The following is a 16,474-nucleotide window of genomic DNA, read 5'->3' as shown; positions in this document are numbered from 1 at the left end:
TTAAGAAATAAAATTAAAAAGCCACTTTTTAGTTATTTTGACTAACTTAATTTAACGGCATTAAACCAAGCGATTACGCGACTCTTGTTGACTAAATGCAGCGATATTTAAACTCACTTCTTTAACCAAGCGCACAATAGATTCGGTACTGGCCCACGCTATATGTGGGGTTAGTAGTAAGTTATCTCCCGTGTAATTGGCCAGTGGATTGTTGTGCTCAGCAGGCTCTTTGGTTAGTACGTCAACACCTGCACCAGCAATCACATTGGTTTTTAAGGCTTGTGCTAAGTCGGCTTCGTTAATGATCCCCCCGCGCGCGGTGTTAATAATAAGCGCAGTTGGTTTCATCATTTTTAATTCATTAAGCGTAATTAAGTCACGCGTTTCATCATTAAGTGGGCAATGTACGCTGATAATATCCGCTGTTTTTATTGCGGTTTCAAAAGGCGTGCGTCCTTGGCGACACTCAGCACCTTTGCGCTCTGCAACAATGACATGAGCACCAAAGGCTTCAGCCACTTTAGATACAGCATTGCCCAGAGTTCCCCCACCAATAATGGCTAATGTTTTACCCTGAATGTCATTAAAGCTGTAATCAAGGCGACAAAACATTTCACTTTTTTGCCATGCGCCTTGTTGGCAGTCCGCTTGGTAGCGATGAGTATTGCCTAATAAGTTAGTAATTAACGAAAAGGTGTGCTGCACAACCGAGGGGGTTGAATAACCAGCAACATTGGTTACCGCAATGCCTAAATCTTTCGCGGCATTTAAATCAACATTATTGGTGCCGGTGGCACTAACACAAATAAGTTTGAGAGATGTTAATTGTGCCATGGTGTCACGATTAATCACTACTTTATTGGTGATTAACACCTCTGCATTTTGGCTATGTGCTAGCACTTGCTCTGGGCTAGTTAGCTGATGCACGGTAAGCTTTCCCAGTGCTGAGATACAATCAAGTGAGGTGTTTGCCAGTGTAGCGTTATCAAGAATTGTTATGTTCACGGTGTGTCCTAATAGTGTATGTGTTAAGGGAATAATAACCCCTGTACGCAAAATGCTTGTGATAAAAAGAGTATCATCTATTTGAATGTTATTGGGTTTATCATGTTGCGTTTACATTAGCAGTTGTAGAGCCATATTTAAATGTGGTCTGCCCACTGACGGTTAACTTGCATGTTATTATGATTAACTGCCTTGCTAAGTTAACTTGAACAAAGTGCTGTTAGTAGGGTCTACCCATTTAAATTAATAATTAATAGCCATAGTTTATACGTATGCGTTGTTAGCAAGACAGCTTGGCTCGGCGTTAAACTATAACGCTATGAAAACTCAGTAAATCGAACTTTAGTATTGCTAGTTTCGTATTTTTGATTGAGTTATAATCAAAATCAGACACAGCGGGGCGTTTTAACGCGCCGTTTTTAACTTTGTAGATGCAGTAAATGATTGAATTAGAAGATAAGTACGCAGATATAAGACCTTACAATGACGATGAAGTTGCCGCCTCATTAACGCGATTAATTAATGATAATGCGTTTATTGATGTAATTGCAAAATACAATTTGCCACGCTTTATATCCGCAGTTGGGTTTTTAGCACGCGCTATAATAAAGCATCAGTTGCGCAAAAAGTGGGGCAAAGTTAAAACGGTTGAAGATGTACAAAATGAAGTGGCACATTACTTAAATAAATTAATAAAACGTACCACCTCAAAAGTCACTTTTTCTGGCTTAGAAGACTTAGACCCTAATCAAGCCTATCTTTTTGTTTCAAACCACAGAGATATTGTACTTGACCCTGCACTGGTTAATTGGGGCTTATTCCAGCATAAAATGAAAACAGTGAGAATTGCGATTGGCGATAACTTGCTGCAAATTCCTTACATTACTGAGCTTATGCGCTTAAATAAAAGTTTTATTGTGAAACGCTCAGCAAAAGCCCCAAAAGAGATGTTAAAAGCGCTGACTCAGTTATCGGCTTATATTTATGATTCACTCAGTAGCGGGCACTCAATTTGGATTGCACAAAAAGAAGGACGCGCTAAAGATGGGGTTGATCAAACTGATCCTGCGCTTTTAAAAATGTTGCAACTTAATGGCCGTAAACAAAAGAAAGAATTTGGCGAATACATTAAAGAGCTCAAAGTGGTGCCGGTTGCAATCTCTTACCAATACGAACCATGTGCAATTGCCAAGGCAAAAGAGCTATATCATAAACAACATCATGGCAAGTATGTTAAATCGGCGGGTGAAGATATTGCCAGCATTGTTGAAGGGTTTAGTTCAGCCAAAGGGCATGTGCATTTATCGTTTGGTCAGCCCATTGAGTCAGGTTGTGACAGTGCCGATGAACTGGCAAAAACCATTGATAAGCAAATTATTGATTCGTTTTACTTACACCCAGGCAACTTTATTGCTGCTGGCTACACTGAGGCGGTGATCAATAAAAATGACGCAGCACAGTTTGAAGAACGTTTGGCCAAGGTGCCAGAAGAGTTAAGGGCTTTGGTTTTAGCTATGTATGCCAAGCCATTTCATCGAAAAACACAAGTAGATGAACAAAGCTGTGAGCAGTAATTAACAGTTTAAGCTAACAACAAAGCAGCAATTTATTTGCTGCTTTTTTTTTGCACAAAAATAGCGCTATACTCAGGCTATGCTTTTAATACCGGAGGGTAAAATGCAACAAATTGAAATATTTGATATTCCTAGCCCTTGTAAAGGTATTTGCTTAGTTAATAATCGCGGTTATTGCAAAGGCTGCTATCGCAGTCGCGATGAACGTTTTTCTTGGAATTCGTTAACGAATTCCCAAAAGAAAAAAGTATTGAGTTTATGCCAGCAGCGCTATAAACGTTACTTACAGCAAAAAAATAAAGTGGCACAATCATCACCGCAAGCAGATCAACAAGGTTTTGATTTTTAAAAGTGTAGGTTGTATTTTGACCTGAGTTTTGCAACTGTGCCGTTATTGTGTAACTTATCCAGTGTTGCTTCTAGCTGGGGAACAATATCCGCATGACTGTTATGTAAATAATGATAAAGCGGGTAGGTTGCAACTACTTGTTTTTCATAGCAGCCCAAAGAGGGAGGAATGGTTTTATTTGCCATCGCAAAATCAATAAGTAACGCTCCTTGTACTTTTTGCTGGATCAGTAAGTTAAGCTGCGTATTATTATTTTTAACTTCAATTACCTTACCTTGAAAATCAATACTGTCTAAATATCGCTGTTGCACAGGGTAACTGGAAATAATAGCAACGCTATCTATGGTTTTAGTGGAGCTGGGCTCACAGCGTTTATAAAGTTCAAGGTTAAATTTAAAGAGTGGATAGTTAACTCGAATTAAATTTTTATAGGCACTTTCAATACTGATATCGCGAGCAAGCTGCCCATCTAACATGCCATTATCTGCTGCAAATAATGCATTTTGACGATTAAAATCGACAATATTTAGTTTAAAGCCCATATCTGCATAGGCCAATTGTAATAGCTCAATGGTATAGTTTGCTTGTTGAGTGTTTTGCGGGCGATTAAATGTGTAGCTATAACTGTGCGCAAAAGACATATTACTAAAAACTAAGCACAGTAATACCAGCAATCCGTTAAAGCGTTTAAGCACGTCAGTATTTCCAATTAATTGCGGCAAGATAATAAGCAGCCATAGTAACAAATTGTCTGTCTTTTGCACAGTTTGCATTAGTAATCTTGCAAAAGTTACCACCAACAATTATTGATTACGTTGAATTATTTACAGTCGCTTATTTTTATTAGTTATAGAGTTAGTTTTTTATAAGTTTAAACGTATAATCTACGTTTTATTGAGCGAGGGGCTGTTGACCTTTGCGGATGAAAATTTGTTCAAGCTAGGGGCGCTCGGCGCGACTTGTTTAACCTAGTGGGCTAGTAAAAGCCTCCGTGTGCTGCTCACGGCCCTTACCTGTATTCATGCAGGCAACAATAAGTTTATAGCCCCTAATAATTGGAGTGAATATGAGTTTTAATCTGTGTAACTTGCCGCGAGAGCAAAAGTATCAAATTCAGTTAGATTACGAGGCCTCATTTTGGGCTTATCAAATTAAGCGCGGTAAAAAAACGCGTGAGCAAGTGTACGACACTCTGCATAGTCGTCCTGTTGCAGAGCAAGGTGTTTTAAAACAAAAATTTGAGCAGTATTTGGCAATTATGCTTAGCTAGGGTTTGCCTACTATGCTTGTAATTAAACAATTAGAATCAATTAAAACGCCCTTAGTTAATAAGTTTTATACGTTACATAACGTCCGCGGCCGTGCTAACAAACAGGATCAAGTCTGGGTCGCTTACGATAATAATACGATTATTGCCGCCTGCCGGTTACAGAATAAGCCCACTTTTTTATTTTTATCAACGGTGTTCGTGGCTCCTTCTTATCGTTCAAAGGGGGTGGCAACCCAGTTATTAGTTGCCCTTTTAAATGCGCAAACAGAACCTGTTTACACCTTTGCTTATCAACGCCTTACTGATTTTTATCAATCACTTGGTTTTAACCAAGTGTTAACATATACTCCTGCATTATTAACGCTATTTGATGCTTATAAGCACCGAAATATTACCGCATTGAAATATCAATAAAACATAAATTAGTAATAGGACAAGCATGGGTATGAGTATTAATGGGTTTATCACAGCCATATTTGTGCTGTTTATGCTCATAAGCGTTGAAGTAACAGCGCAAGTAAAACGATTATCCCCAAGCGAAGGCTTATCTCAAAGTTACGTTAATACCATGCTTATTGATAACAATGGGTATTTATGGCTCTCTACTGAAGGAGGTCTTAACCGATACGATGGCTATCAAGTTATTCCAATCAATGGCCCAAATGGTGAGTTAGAAGAGGCGATCATCGATCGCATATATCAAGACCAACAAGGGCATATCTGGATTGCCTCCTTATTAGCAGGCTTGTTTAGATACGATCCGAAAACGGATACCTACCAACAATACATAGAAAAACCTGTCACAGAAGAGCAAATACTACAGCAGTCCGTTTTTACTATGTTAGCCACCGATGATAAAACCTTATGGATTGGACAAGGCCGAGAGTTTGCAAAACTCGATATAGACAACGGCTCTATTACCTCCTTATTTACACTTCCTGAGCAATTTGAAAATGCGTTTGTGCGTACTTTGTTTCATTATAACGGTTATATTTTTATAGGTAGCACAGACGGCGCGTATGTTTTTAACATCGCAACACAGCAGGTAAGGCCACTCGAGCACTTGAGCGAAACGGATGTACATATTTATCAAAATAATGTGAAATCATTTGCGCTAGGTAATAACAATCAGTTGCTTGTAGGTGCGGTTAAGGGCTTATACGCTGTTGATATTAGTAATTTAGAGGCAATGTTTAACAACCGCGAACAATCATTTACAAGCCAAAAATTACTGGCCGATTTGAATGTTTGGGATATTGATAATCAGCAAGGAGTGCTCGATTTAGCAACAGATAAAGGCCTGCTTTGTTTTAATTTAACTACTAAAAAAGTGGTAAAAAATAAACGTATCCAACAGAGTAAGTACACCCTCGCCGATAACAGTATTATTGATATGGTGAAAGATAAATCGGGCGGAATGTGGCTAGCCACTAAAACCGATGGTGCGTTTTATTTATCAGGCGACAATTACAAGTTTTATAATGTAGAGGGAAATGCACTGGTTGGGGATGGTTTATCACATCATTCGGTATGGTCAATTAAGGAGTTCCAAGAAAAGCTATGGTTAGGCACACACAATGGTTTAACTGCGGTTGATTTAAAAAGTAATCGCTCAAAGGTGTATTTAAAAGATTATAAAGTCGATTTACTGACCACAGAGTTTACTATTTTCAAAATTATGCCTTACAAAGATAAACTCTGGTTGCACTCAAACCGAGGATTATTCATTTTTGACCCGCAAACTCAGCAACTTACCCAACCAAGAACTAACAGTCCTACCAATCAGATTTTTTTAAATGATTGGATGCATGGCCTGACATTGCTACCAAACGGGGATTTATATTTTGTACACCCAGATCATGGTATGTTTAAATATAATATTGATAGCCGACAATTAGTTCACTTAAAAGGCGAATTAGCACAATTTGACCCTTTTTTAGCGCATGGCTTTTTACCCCCATTACCGAACCAACCCGAGAAGCCATTATTTTTTAGTGGTGGCGTTTTATATCAATTTAACCCCAATGATTTAAGTTTAAACACCATTTATAAAGTGCCAAAACACCATGAAAATGTAGCCGTTAGTATTCTTTCCTACGTGGTAGATGGGCAAGGCATACTTTGGCTATCGTTATCTAATTTTGGGCTGATTGGTATTGATGCAACGACCTATGAGTTAGTACACACAATTGATTTAGATAAAAATAAACTAGGCACCTTGTTGTACGATATGGTTCTTGATGAAGAGGGAATGATTTGGATGAGTAGTCATAAAGGAATATGGCGACTAAATCCTGAAACAATTCATTTTCAGCAATTTACAACATCAGATGGGGTGCTCTCTGCTGAGTTTAATAATGGCGCTATGGCTAAGTTAGCGGATGGCCGAATTGCCTTCGGTAGCCTCAAGGGCTTTACCTACTTTGATCCTAAAGACAATAAAAATAGCCAAGGTTTATTAGATCACGTCAATATCACGCGCATTAACTTAATGTCTCGAGATTTGTCTATAAATTTACAGCAGCCATTAAAAAATATCACTTTAAATCATGATGATATCGGGCTTGAAATTGCATTTTCAGCGATGTCATTCAGCTTCCAAGAGCGCATTATTTACGAATATCAGCTTGATAAAGGCAAAAAAAGTTATACCCGAAATAATCGAGTGGTGTTTCCTAAATTAAACCCCGGCAGTTACCAGTTAAAAGTCTGGGCAAAAGATCCACTGACCGGCGACTATACTGCGCCAGCCACGTTAAATATTAAAGTGAAATATCCGCTATGGCGTGCCCCTTACTTTTTAGCGCTTTATACCGTTTTATTGATCACCATAGTGACTGCATGGGTAATGAGGCGCAACAAAATACAGCGTATCTTATTGGCAGCACACAAAGAAAGCCAAGACAGTGAGGCGCGTTTAAAGCTTGCGCTAGAGGGAAGTGAGTCGGGTGTATGGGATTGGCAGGCGAGCCAGTTAAATATTTATCAGCCTAGATTAGTCAACGAATTAGGCTACGAGGATGACTCGGTGAGTTTAGATGACTACCTAGAAAAGATTCACCCTCAAGAGCGTGCTATTTTTAGGTTGGAGTGGTTAGAATTTTTATCAACAGATAAAGGATATTTTAATTGTACCTACCGATTACGCCACGCCAAAGGTCATTGGCGCTGGTACAAAGATTTTGGCAAGGTGGTTGAGTGGGACAAACAAACGCCGCAAAAAGTAGCCGGTACGTATACCAATATGACACGCGAAAGGGTGTTTGAAGAGCATGCACGGTTATTTACCGCCGCGTTTGAACAAACCCGAGATTGGGTGTTTATCTTAGATAAAAACTTTAATATACGTGCCTCAAATAAATCACTGCAAAGCGCTTTTGGCTTATCAGCAGAGCCTCGTTCAACCCGTGCGCTTAATTTGGGAATGTCCCGCAGTAGCTATTTTGATTATTTACGAATTATGCAAAAGCTTGAAGTGGGCGAACATTTTTCATGTGAAGACACTGTCGTTCTGGCAAACAAAGAGCAACGCCATGTACTGGTTAAAATAAGCGCCGTGGCTGATGAAAGCCAAAGGCTGAGTAGTTTTGTGATTATTTTAACGGATATTCATGCACAAAAGTCAGCTGAGAGCGAACTGCATATACTGGCTAATTACGATTCACTTACTGGGGTGCCAAACAGAACCTTGTTTAACGACAGAGCTATACATGCCATCGATCAGGCGCGCCGCCATCAGCGTAAAGTGGCTTTGTTACACGTTAATATAAAACGGTTTAAGTATTTTAATGATTCATTTGGCACAGAAAACGCCGATGAGATAATAAAGCTGGTGGCGAACCGCTTGAAAACAGCATTACGTCCTTGTGATAGCGTCGCGCGTTTAGGCGGTGATGAATTTGTAATTCTAGTTGAAGATATTCAGCAAATAGAAGAAGTATTACTTATATGCACCAAACTAATGGATTGCGTGAGTAAAGACATTGTTATGAATCAGCAAAGCGTCAATGTGCACCTAAGTATTGGTGTGGCTATTTTCCCTGATGATGCCGCGCATTATAAAGCACTATTGAAAGCATCAAATGTGGCGCTTTATTATGCTAAAGATGGCTTGGAAGGGTGTTATAAGTTTTACAAACAAGAAATGAATCAACGTGTTGAAAGAGCGATGCATTTAGAATCACAGTTGATCAAAGCTTATCATGAACATGAATTTTGTAATTATTATCAACCCATTATTAATGCGTCTACGCAAAAAACAGTGGGCTTTGAGGTGTTACTACGCTGGCCTGATAATCAGTTAGCGAGTACGCAAGAGTTTGCAAACGTAGCTGAAAATATAGGTTTAATCACTAAAATAATGCTACAAACATTTAAGCGTGCTTTGGTGCAGTTAGCTCGTTGGCGTAAAGTGTGTCCTGATCTATACCTATCAATTAACCTCTCAGCACTGGATTTTGAATTTATCGGACTCGTCCCTGAAATTCGTCAAGCACTAAACAATGCAGCACTGCCGCCCGAGGCTATTGTATTTGAAATAACAGAGTCTATTTTAATGCGCGACTCAGAACATGCGCTTAAAAATATGGACTTATTAAAACAACTAGGCTGTAAGTTGTACATGGATGATTTTGGAACAGGGTATGCCTCGTTAACCTATTTGAAGCGCTTTCCGATTGATGTATTAAAAATAGATCGCAGCTTTGTGCAAGATATTGGTATTGATTCGGATAACGAAGCGATTATTCAATCTACACTAACTTTAGCAAGCAGTTTAGGTAAAGAGTGTATTGCTGAAGGGGTTGAAAGCGCACATCAGCTGGCCTTTTTAAAAGCGCAAGGTTGCAGCTACTTTCAAGGCTACTTGTTTAGTAAAGCGGTGCCAAAAGAGCAGGTGCTTGAGCTTATTGAGCACGATTGGCACCCTGTATTCTCACAAGCTTAAAGCGCCGCTTAATACATTATTTTATTAAGGACGCTTACCACAGTGACGGCAAAATAAGTGTGAGCTGCGTTTATTAAGCTCTGCTTTTATCGCTTTATTGGCCTCTAGCTTACTTAGCCCTAGCTTGTAGCGTAACTCCTCAAGGTGATGCATCTGCTCATCAGTGAGCTTACCATCGGTTATTTTCTCGTGGGTGGCATCTTCAAATAGCTGGCGACGTTTGCGTATTTGCTCTGAGAAACTCGACGCTAATAAACCGGTTGGTATGGCAACCATCCCCATACTCACCAAAGTGATTACGCCACCAAATAGTTTACCAATAGGCGTTATAGGCACAACATCGCCATAACCAACCGTAGTTAGGGTTGCCATTGCCCACCACATGGCTGCAGGAATAGAGCCGAACTTGTCTGGTTGAATGTCGTGCTCTAATAAATAAATACCGCAAGAGGCTAAAATAAGTACCACAGACATAATAAAAAATGCCGCCAGTAATGAACTCGACTCATCAATAAACGCCTGCAATAACAATTGCATTGCTCGAGAGTAACGGGTGAGCTTAAATACCCGCAACAACCGCAGTACCCGTAAAAAACGTAAATCGATAGCAAAGAAAAACATTAATAAACTAGGCAAAATGGCAATTAAATCGATAATTGCCAGAGGTGATAAAATATATCGAATCCGTTTTTGTGTGTTTGAGCAATTCATGGAGGCGTACTTTACGCGATCGACACAAGTCCAAGCACGTATTAGGTATTCAGCACTAAATATAGCCACTGATACCAGCTCCAAGATTAAAAACTCGCTATAGTACTCGGTTGCGATGCTGTGCACCGACTCAAGCACAATCGCCACCACATTAATCATAATTATGCTGATCAGTATGACATCTAAAATGTGTCCCGCTCGCTGATACTTACCTGACGCTTCAAATACTTGGTTTATGGTTTGTCTTAGTTTACGCATAGTACCTATTACAATGTGAGCAGCATATTGATACTGCCTTCTTCAAAATCACGACTTATTTTAAACCCGAGTTTACGAGCCAACTCAATCATGCCGGTATTTTCTGGCAGGGTGATACCTTCAACCGTTTTCACGCCTTGGCGTCTGCAGTGAGAAATAGCCGCGTTCATTAAAATACGCCCTAACCCAAGTCCTTGGCAATCAGAACGTACCACAATGGCAAACTCTGCTTGTAAGTTGTCGGGATCCATAATCACTCGCGAAACCCCTAATGTGTGTTGTTGCTCGTCTTGTGTTTGGGTAACAATAAACGCCATTTCGCGGTCGTAATCAATTTGCGTCATTTTAGCGAGTTGATCATGGTTAAATTGTGGCAATTCACCAAAAAAGCGCTTGTACCTATCTTCTTTGCTTAAGGAGCGGTCAAACTCTTGATGTGCCTGCTCATCTTCTGGTTTGATTGGTCTGAGCGTTGCTAAGGTCTTATTTTTTAGGGTCACCGTTTCAACCAACTCAATAGGATAAGGGCGGATTGATAAACGTTTTCGGTGCGCCTGAACCTGATACTGATTTAAGTTCATGGTGGCATCAAGGACTAAAAACTGCCCATTACTGGCTAAAATAGGATTTAGCTCTAATGAGGTGATATCGGGTTGATCGACAACGAGTTGAGAAATTCGGGTCAGTAGCGCACATAAACGATATTTATCTACTTTTTCTGGCAGAATGCGATCTTTAAGAACTCCCTTATCATGGGCGGCGGCAATTAAATATTTAGCTAGGTTCATATTCAGTGGTGGCAAGGCCACCGCCGCTTGAGCGTACTCAAGCCCTGTGCCAGCTTCACCTAATAAAATAACTGGCCCAAAATTAGGCTCTGTTTTAATGGCTATGCGCAGCTCATTGGCGCCTGCTCTCGGTGCCATTTTTTGTAATGAAAAGCCATCAATAATAGCATCAGGGTAGGTGTTTTTTATTCTTAACAGCATGGCAAATGCCGTTTGCTCGACCTCTTGTGCATCATTGAGGTTGAGTACTACGCCACCGACTTCAGACTTAGAGGGAATACTGGGGCTCATCAATTTTAATGCGACCGGAAAACCTAGCTCTATTGCTTGCTCTTTTGCCTCGGTAGGGGTGTAGGCTACTTCAGTTTGGATACAGTCTATACCGTAGCTACTTAAAATTTGACTCGCTTGATGGGTTGATAAGTAATGTTGCTCATCATTTAAAAACTCTTTAATAGCTGCTTTCGCTGCTACTTTATTAATAGTCGCATCATCGGTGTTTGATTCTGGCGTTTGGGTTAAATGTTTTTGGTTACGACGATAGCTTACTAAATGCATAAAGGCACCTACTGCGCCTTCTGGGGTACGATAGGTCGGAATGGCGTTATTTGCGCAGATGCGTCTGGCTGCGAAGGCGGCATCTTCTCCCATGAAATTAGTGATCACATACGGGCGTGCCATTTTTGGTAATTTGTTCAGTGCCTCAACAATAACCTGAGCGTAATTTTCACTCGGGGCCAATGCCGATGGAGTATGAATGATCAGTAAGTTTTTAACTTCTTTAGCATTAAGCAGTATTTCTAATGCGTGTTTGTAACGCACTGGCGCAGAATCGCCAAATATATCGACAGGGTTTGATGTTGTGTCTGAATGTGGGATCACTTTATTGAGTGCTTCGCGCGTTTCATCACTAAGCTGAGCAAGTTTACCTGAGCTTTGAATAAGTTCATCAACGGCCATCACTCCAGGGCCGCCGCCATTAGTTAATATAGTTAGCTGCTCTACTTGCAGTAATTTGGGGTGCATTGCCAAGGTTTGAGTGGCGGCAAAGAGTTCGCGTAAATCATTTACTCTCAACATCCCTGCACGTTGAAACATGGCATCATATACTGCATCTGAGCTTTGTTTTCCGCCGGTGTGTATTTCAGCGGCAAGAGCGCCTGCACTGGTTCTGCCTGTTTTAATAGCGATCACGGGCTTAGAAAATGCCGCCGCACGCGCGGCAGAAATAAAGCTGCGAATATCATTAATGTTATCTATGTAAAGTAGGATAGCTTTGGTTTTAGCGTCGCGGCCTAAAAAGTCGAGTATTTCGTCAAACTCAATATCTAAACAATCTCCCATAGATACAAAGTATGAAAAGCCAATTTCTTTATTTTTAGCCCAATCAAGAATCGTTGAACAAACAGCCGCTGATTGCGACACAAAAGCCAGTTTACCTGGCGTGGCAACAGTGTGCGAAAAACTCGCGTTTAAACCTATATGCGGAATTAGTAACCCTAAGCAATTTGAGCCAAGCAGCGTCACTTTATGCTTTGCAGCGTTATCTTTAAGTTCTTGTTTTTGGGTACCTGTTAGGCCATCAGCAATAATAATAGCGCTTTGGCACCCCAGCGTACCTAGCTGCTCAATAATTTTCATTAAGGTGTTTTTATTGGTACAGATAACGGCTAAATCAGGTACTTTGGGGAGGGCTTCAATACTTGAGTAAGCCAATACGCCATGCACTGCAGTATGATTGGGTGTAACAGGCATGATGGGCCCTTTAAACCCGCCTTGTAATAAATTACGCATTACCACATTACCAGCCCGAGTAGGGGTGTTTGATGCCCCAATAACAGCGACTGAGCTTGGATTAAAAAACTGGCTAATACGTTTTAGACTCATTGCGTTTCCTTGGCTGATTAAGTTTTGCTATCTATACCTTCTCAATGTAACCTGTTTATAGTGTTTTTTCGAGCGTGAACGTGCTTATTATTGATATTAGGGTCTGTTGACCTTTCAAGGTTAAATTTGCAGCTGTCTGTTTGGTATTTAGGCAAGGCAGAGCCTATGTGGTGTGGTTATTCCCCATAAATAGGCGATAACGCAGCATCAATGCCAAACAGGCGCTGCCCGAAGGGTTCTGCCTAGGGGCGATTTACTCTTTGTTGCTCGGTTTTTACTTAGCCCACTAGGTTACAAACCTCGCGCCGCGATTAAACCGCCCCTAGTTTGAACAAATTTTAATCCGCAAAGGTCAACAGACCCTAATCAAGGAGACTAAGGTGAATAAAATATCGAATGTAACCGTTGTTATGGCAGCAGCGTGTTTAAGCATTGGCCTAATTGCATTGGGTTTTATTATAAAAGGGGCTGCGCTTGATATTAAAGGGATGGAGCGCACGGTGCAGGTAAAAGGATTAGCTGAACGTGAAGTTGTGGCTGATACCGTTATTTGGCCTTTGCAGTTTAACGATGCCGACAACAATCTTGAAAAGCTTGTTGAGCGAGTTGAGCAAAAAAACGATGCGGTGATTGCCTTTTTAAAGTTACACGGCTTTGATGATCAAGAAATATCGACAGGCACTCAATCTATTATAGATAAGCAAGCCCGTGAATACGCGAATGATAATCAAAAGTTTAGGTATGTTATTAGCTCAAATATTATTGTTTACTCCAATGCTCCTGATAAAGTTAAAAACGCACTGAGCAAAGTGAGTCAGCTAGCTAAACAAAATATAGCTATTGTGCAAGACAACTATCAAACCCGTATTGAGTATATTTTTACTGGGCTTAACGATATAAAACCAGCCATGGTGCAAGAAGCCACAGAAAAAGCCCGAGAAGTGGCAGATAAGTTTGCTAAAGATTCAAATTCACGCTTAGGTAAAATTAAAACCGCTCGCCAAGGGCAGTTTAGCATTAGCGATCGGGATTCAAACACGCCGCAAATTAAAAACGTACGTGTTGTTACCAGCGTAGAATATTACTTATCAGATTAGAGCCGCCACTTGTTCAGTAGAGCGCTGTAAATAAGCGGCGCTCAGTAGCAAGGTTATCTCGCTTGGGGGATTATTTTTTAATGCCTCAAGTATTTGTAATTTTGCTGCAGGATTTTGTTTTTGCTCTATTTCCATTAATGCGAGCAAGGCCGAAAATTCATGTTTTACCGGAATGTTTGGCTTATGTGCATAGGCGATGTAACTGGCAACCGGAGTGAGCCCTTGCTTATTTGTATGTGCTAATGCATGTAGTAACTCTTCGTTAGATTCAAATAACATTAACGAGCGAACATAGTTAAAAGGCAGTTGTGTGGGCATTGCTTGCTTAAATACATTATGCAGGGCGTTATTGCCAGAGTCGTCTGTACTAATAAATCCCTTATTTAATTTAAGTGCAGGCGTAAAAAAACTCAGCGCGTCTAAACTGGTTAGTTTTTCAATAAACGGCGCTGGTGGCGTATTGGTGGTTAAAATACGCACGGCGATGTTTTGCATAAAATCGTATTTAATACTCATGCGTAGCGCACTTTCAAACAGGTAATTAAGCTGTATTACTTGCTGTGCCTCAGTGAGCTTTTTAAAATCGTTATCTAGCTCATCAAACTGCTGTTGTTTAATACGCGCATTGAGTAGCTGTATGCTTAGATCCATTCTGTTCTCCTTGAATTCCAACTTTATCCTAGCTTAATTTTTTGCTTTATAAAACAAAAGGCCGCAATTGCGACCTTTTATACCTTTAAGTAAATACTTAAAAATTAAGCTTGTTTGCTGGCAATCCATTCATTAACGAAGTTTTCTAGTACGTTTAATGGTACAGGGCCATTTTTAAGCACTACATCGTGGAACTGGCGGATATCAAACTTATCGCCAAGTTGCATTTTAGCATCTTCACGTAGTTCTAAAATTTTCAGCATACCTACTTTGTAAGCCGTTGCTTGAGATGGCATTACAATATGACGCTCAACCATTTTCACACCGTCAGAAGTGGCGTTAGGGGTGTTGTTAACGTAGTAATCAATACCTTCTTGACGAGTCCACTTCATTGCGTGAATACCGGTATCAACCACTAAACGACATGCACGCCATAATTCCATGGCTAAGCGACCAAAATCTGAATACGGGTCTTCGTAAAGGCCCATTTCTTTTGGTAGTAATTCTGAGTATAACCCCCAGCCTTCAATGTAGGCTGTGTAACCACCAAATTTACGGAACTTAGGTACACCTTCAAGTTCTTGTGAAATGGCAATTTGCATATGGTGACCTGGAATCCCCTCATGATAAGCCAAGGCTTCCATTTGGTAAGTAGGCATTGCTTCCATGTCGTATAGGTTGGCGTAGTAAATACCTGGGCGAGAACCATCTGGCGCAGGTTGTTGATAAAACGCTTTACCTGCCGCTTTTTCACGGAATGCTTCAACACGTTTTACAATCATGTCGGCTTTTGGTTTTACAATAAACAGCTCATCTAAGCGTGTTTTCATGTTATCAATTAAGCCTTTAGCTTCACTTAGGTACTGTGCTTTACCAGCTTCAGTGTTAGCTAAATAAAATTGTTTGTCGGTTTTCATAAACTGCATAAAGGCGTTTAAGTCGCCCTCAAAACCGACTTTATCTTTAATGGCACGCATTTCATCATGAATACGTGATACTTCAGCAAGGCCAATGGCATGAATCTCTTTTGCTGTAAGGTCTGTCGTGGTGGTGCGTTTCAGTGCGTTATTGTAAAACGCTTCGCCATTAGGGAATTTCCAAGCACCGTCACGGTCATCAGCACGTTTTTCTAACTGTGCAATGTAGTTAATTAACTTAGAGTAAGCAGGTTTAACCGCTGTTTTTAATGCTTCAGTCGCTTTACTAATAAGTGCATCTTTTTCAGCTTGGTCTATTTCTAAGGCATTAACTTTGCGTTTAAAGTCAGCTAAAAGCGTAGAATCTTCACCTTGTTCAAACGGCGCACCTTTAATGATGTTTTTGCTTGAATCAATGACGTGTGGGAATACAAATTTAGGCGCGATGATGTTTTTATCGGCGCGAATTTCTAAGCCAGTAATAAGCTGATCAAATACACCCGGTACCCCATTTAAACGAGCAATGTAATCGTTGGCTTCTTTTACGTTGCTAATTTGATGCTGGTTGATTAAAAAAGCCGGCACCATAGAGTGTGTACCAAACATTTGGTTTACTGGGTAGTTATGGTAACGCCATTTGAAATCAGCAATGCTGGCTTCTAAATCTTGTTTTTTTAAATCATAACTTACTTGGGTTGCTGTATCTAATTGCGCACGATTAATGCTGTTGAGTGTGACCAAATCGGCTTTAGCTTGTGCAAGGTCTTTAAGGGCTTTTTCTTCGCTGTTGTCATCCCATTTATCGTAATCTTTTTTGATGCCCATGTAGGTTTGATAAACCGGGCTGCTCATTACATCACGATTAAAAGTGTCTTCAAAAAAAGCATTCGCTTTGTCAATTTCACTTTGAACAGGTTGAGCTTGAACCGTAGGTGCAGGCGTTGATTGTTGTGTTGCTTGTTGGCAACCTGCAAGCAGTGCCACACTAATGGTGGCAGCAATTAGAGTAAGTTTACGCATTC

At 40.4% G+C, this 16,474-nt stretch carries 12 protein-coding genes; 6 read left to right on the top strand and 6 right to left on the bottom strand.

The window, feature by feature from the left end:
* Positions 1-60: 60 nt before the first annotated feature.
* A complete protein-coding gene (locus tag AAGD16_RS12960) occupies positions 61-1,005 on the bottom strand; it encodes a D-2-hydroxyacid dehydrogenase (protein WP_013465868.1) in 945 nt (314 codons plus the stop codon).
* A 440-nt stretch (positions 1,006-1,445) separates the two neighbouring features.
* On the opposite strand from AAGD16_RS12960, the gene AAGD16_RS12955 reads away from it, so the two are divergent.
* Together AAGD16_RS12955 and AAGD16_RS12950 are read left to right on the top strand one after the other, a co-directional pair.
* Positions 1,446-2,579: a 1-acyl-sn-glycerol-3-phosphate acyltransferase gene (locus AAGD16_RS12955; protein WP_028835633.1), complete on the top strand. Its 1,134-nt coding sequence runs from the start codon at positions 1,446-1,448 to the stop codon at positions 2,577-2,579.
* Positions 2,580-2,682: 103 nt separating this feature from the next.
* On the top strand, positions 2,683-2,928 hold the full coding sequence (locus AAGD16_RS12950) for a DUF1289 domain-containing protein (protein WP_013465866.1): 246 nt from the start codon (positions 2,683-2,685) through the stop codon (positions 2,926-2,928).
* On the opposite strand, the gene AAGD16_RS12945 is transcribed toward AAGD16_RS12950, so the two are convergent.
* Positions 2,925-3,569 (bottom strand): transporter substrate-binding domain-containing protein, encoded by a 645-nt coding sequence (locus AAGD16_RS12945; RefSeq protein ID WP_049775596.1) that lies wholly within the window; start codon positions 3,567-3,569, stop codon positions 2,925-2,927. The genes AAGD16_RS12950 and AAGD16_RS12945 overlap by 4 nt on opposite strands.
* Positions 3,570-3,994: 425 nt before the next feature.
* Here AAGD16_RS12945 and AAGD16_RS12940 point away from each other — a divergent pair, with 425 nt between their 5' ends.
* The 3 genes from AAGD16_RS12940 to AAGD16_RS12930 are packed head-to-tail and all read left to right on the top strand — an operon-like array spanning position 3,995 to position 9,143.
* Complete coding sequence (locus AAGD16_RS12940; RefSeq protein ID WP_013465864.1) at positions 3,995-4,198, top strand: DUF3283 family protein; 204 nt, start codon at positions 3,995-3,997, stop codon at positions 4,196-4,198.
* A 12-nt stretch (positions 4,199-4,210) separates the two neighbouring features.
* On the top strand, positions 4,211-4,612 hold the full coding sequence (locus AAGD16_RS12935) for a GNAT family N-acetyltransferase (RefSeq protein WP_036956643.1): 402 nt from the start codon (positions 4,211-4,213) through the stop codon (positions 4,610-4,612).
* A 25-nt stretch (positions 4,613-4,637) separates the two neighbouring features.
* Complete coding sequence (locus AAGD16_RS12930; RefSeq protein WP_377112228.1) at positions 4,638-9,143, top strand: EAL domain-containing protein; 4,506 nt, start codon at positions 4,638-4,640, stop codon at positions 9,141-9,143.
* Between the two features lie 24 nt (positions 9,144-9,167).
* On the opposite strand, the gene AAGD16_RS12925 is transcribed toward AAGD16_RS12930, so the two are convergent.
* Together AAGD16_RS12925 and AAGD16_RS12920 are read right to left on the bottom strand one after the other, a co-directional pair.
* Complete coding sequence (locus AAGD16_RS12925; RefSeq protein WP_024600830.1) at positions 9,168-10,112, bottom strand: ion transporter; 945 nt, start codon at positions 10,110-10,112, stop codon at positions 9,168-9,170.
* Between the two features lie 8 nt (positions 10,113-10,120).
* Complete coding sequence (locus AAGD16_RS12920; RefSeq protein WP_024600829.1) at positions 10,121-12,787, bottom strand: bifunctional acetate--CoA ligase family protein/GNAT family N-acetyltransferase; 2,667 nt, start codon at positions 12,785-12,787, stop codon at positions 10,121-10,123.
* 380 nt (positions 12,788-13,167) lie between these two features.
* Here AAGD16_RS12920 and AAGD16_RS12915 point away from each other — a divergent pair, with 380 nt between their 5' ends.
* Entirely contained in the window at positions 13,168-13,884 is a 717-nt protein-coding gene (locus tag AAGD16_RS12915; RefSeq protein ID WP_008467710.1) for an SIMPL domain-containing protein, read from the top strand.
* On the opposite strand, the gene AAGD16_RS12910 is transcribed toward AAGD16_RS12915, so the two are convergent.
* Both AAGD16_RS12910 and AAGD16_RS12905 read right to left on the bottom strand, forming a co-directional pair.
* Complete coding sequence (locus tag AAGD16_RS12910) at positions 13,876-14,535, bottom strand: hypothetical protein (RefSeq protein ID WP_013465858.1); 660 nt, start codon at positions 14,533-14,535, stop codon at positions 13,876-13,878. The genes AAGD16_RS12915 and AAGD16_RS12910 overlap by 9 nt on opposite strands.
* A gap of 104 nt (positions 14,536-14,639) precedes the next feature.
* A complete protein-coding gene (locus AAGD16_RS12905) occupies positions 14,640-16,472 on the bottom strand; it encodes a DUF885 family protein (RefSeq protein WP_028835639.1) in 1,833 nt (610 codons plus the stop codon).
* Between the last annotated feature and the right edge of the window lie 2 nt (positions 16,473-16,474).

The sequence above is a fragment of the Pseudoalteromonas sp. M58 genome (assembly GCF_042604605.1).
Taxonomy (GTDB): Bacteria; Pseudomonadota; Gammaproteobacteria; order Enterobacterales; family Alteromonadaceae; genus Pseudoalteromonas; species Pseudoalteromonas tetraodonis.
This window is presented reverse-complemented; position numbering and strand designations above follow the sequence as displayed.

Bases quoted from the DNA above. Each gene is read 5' to 3' on its own strand.
- AAGD16_RS12905 (WP_028835639.1), bottom strand. From the start codon at position 16,472: ATGCGTAAACTTACTCTAATTGCTGCCACCATTAGTGTGGCACTGCTT.
- AAGD16_RS12940 (WP_013465864.1), top strand. From the start codon at position 3,995: ATGAGTTTTAATCTGTGTAACTTGCCGCGAGAGCAAAAGTATCAAATT.
- AAGD16_RS12925 (WP_024600830.1), bottom strand. From the start codon at position 10,112: ATGCGTAAACTAAGACAAACCATAAACCAAGTATTTGAAGCGTCAGGT.
- AAGD16_RS12910 (WP_013465858.1), bottom strand. From the start codon at position 14,535: ATGGATCTAAGCATACAGCTACTCAATGCGCGTATTAAACAACAGCAG.
- AAGD16_RS12950 (WP_013465866.1), top strand. From the start codon at position 2,683: ATGCAACAAATTGAAATATTTGATATTCCTAGCCCTTGTAAAGGTATT.
- AAGD16_RS12920 (WP_024600829.1), bottom strand. From the start codon at position 12,787: ATGAGTCTAAAACGTATTAGCCAGTTTTTTAATCCAAGCTCAGTCGCT.
- AAGD16_RS12935 (WP_036956643.1), top strand. From the start codon at position 4,211: ATGCTTGTAATTAAACAATTAGAATCAATTAAAACGCCCTTAGTTAAT.
- AAGD16_RS12955 (WP_028835633.1), top strand. From the start codon at position 1,446: ATGATTGAATTAGAAGATAAGTACGCAGATATAAGACCTTACAATGAC.
- AAGD16_RS12930 (WP_377112228.1), top strand. From the start codon at position 4,638: ATGGGTATGAGTATTAATGGGTTTATCACAGCCATATTTGTGCTGTTT.
- AAGD16_RS12945 (WP_049775596.1), bottom strand. From the start codon at position 3,569: ATGTCTTTTGCGCACAGTTATAGCTACACATTTAATCGCCCGCAAAAC.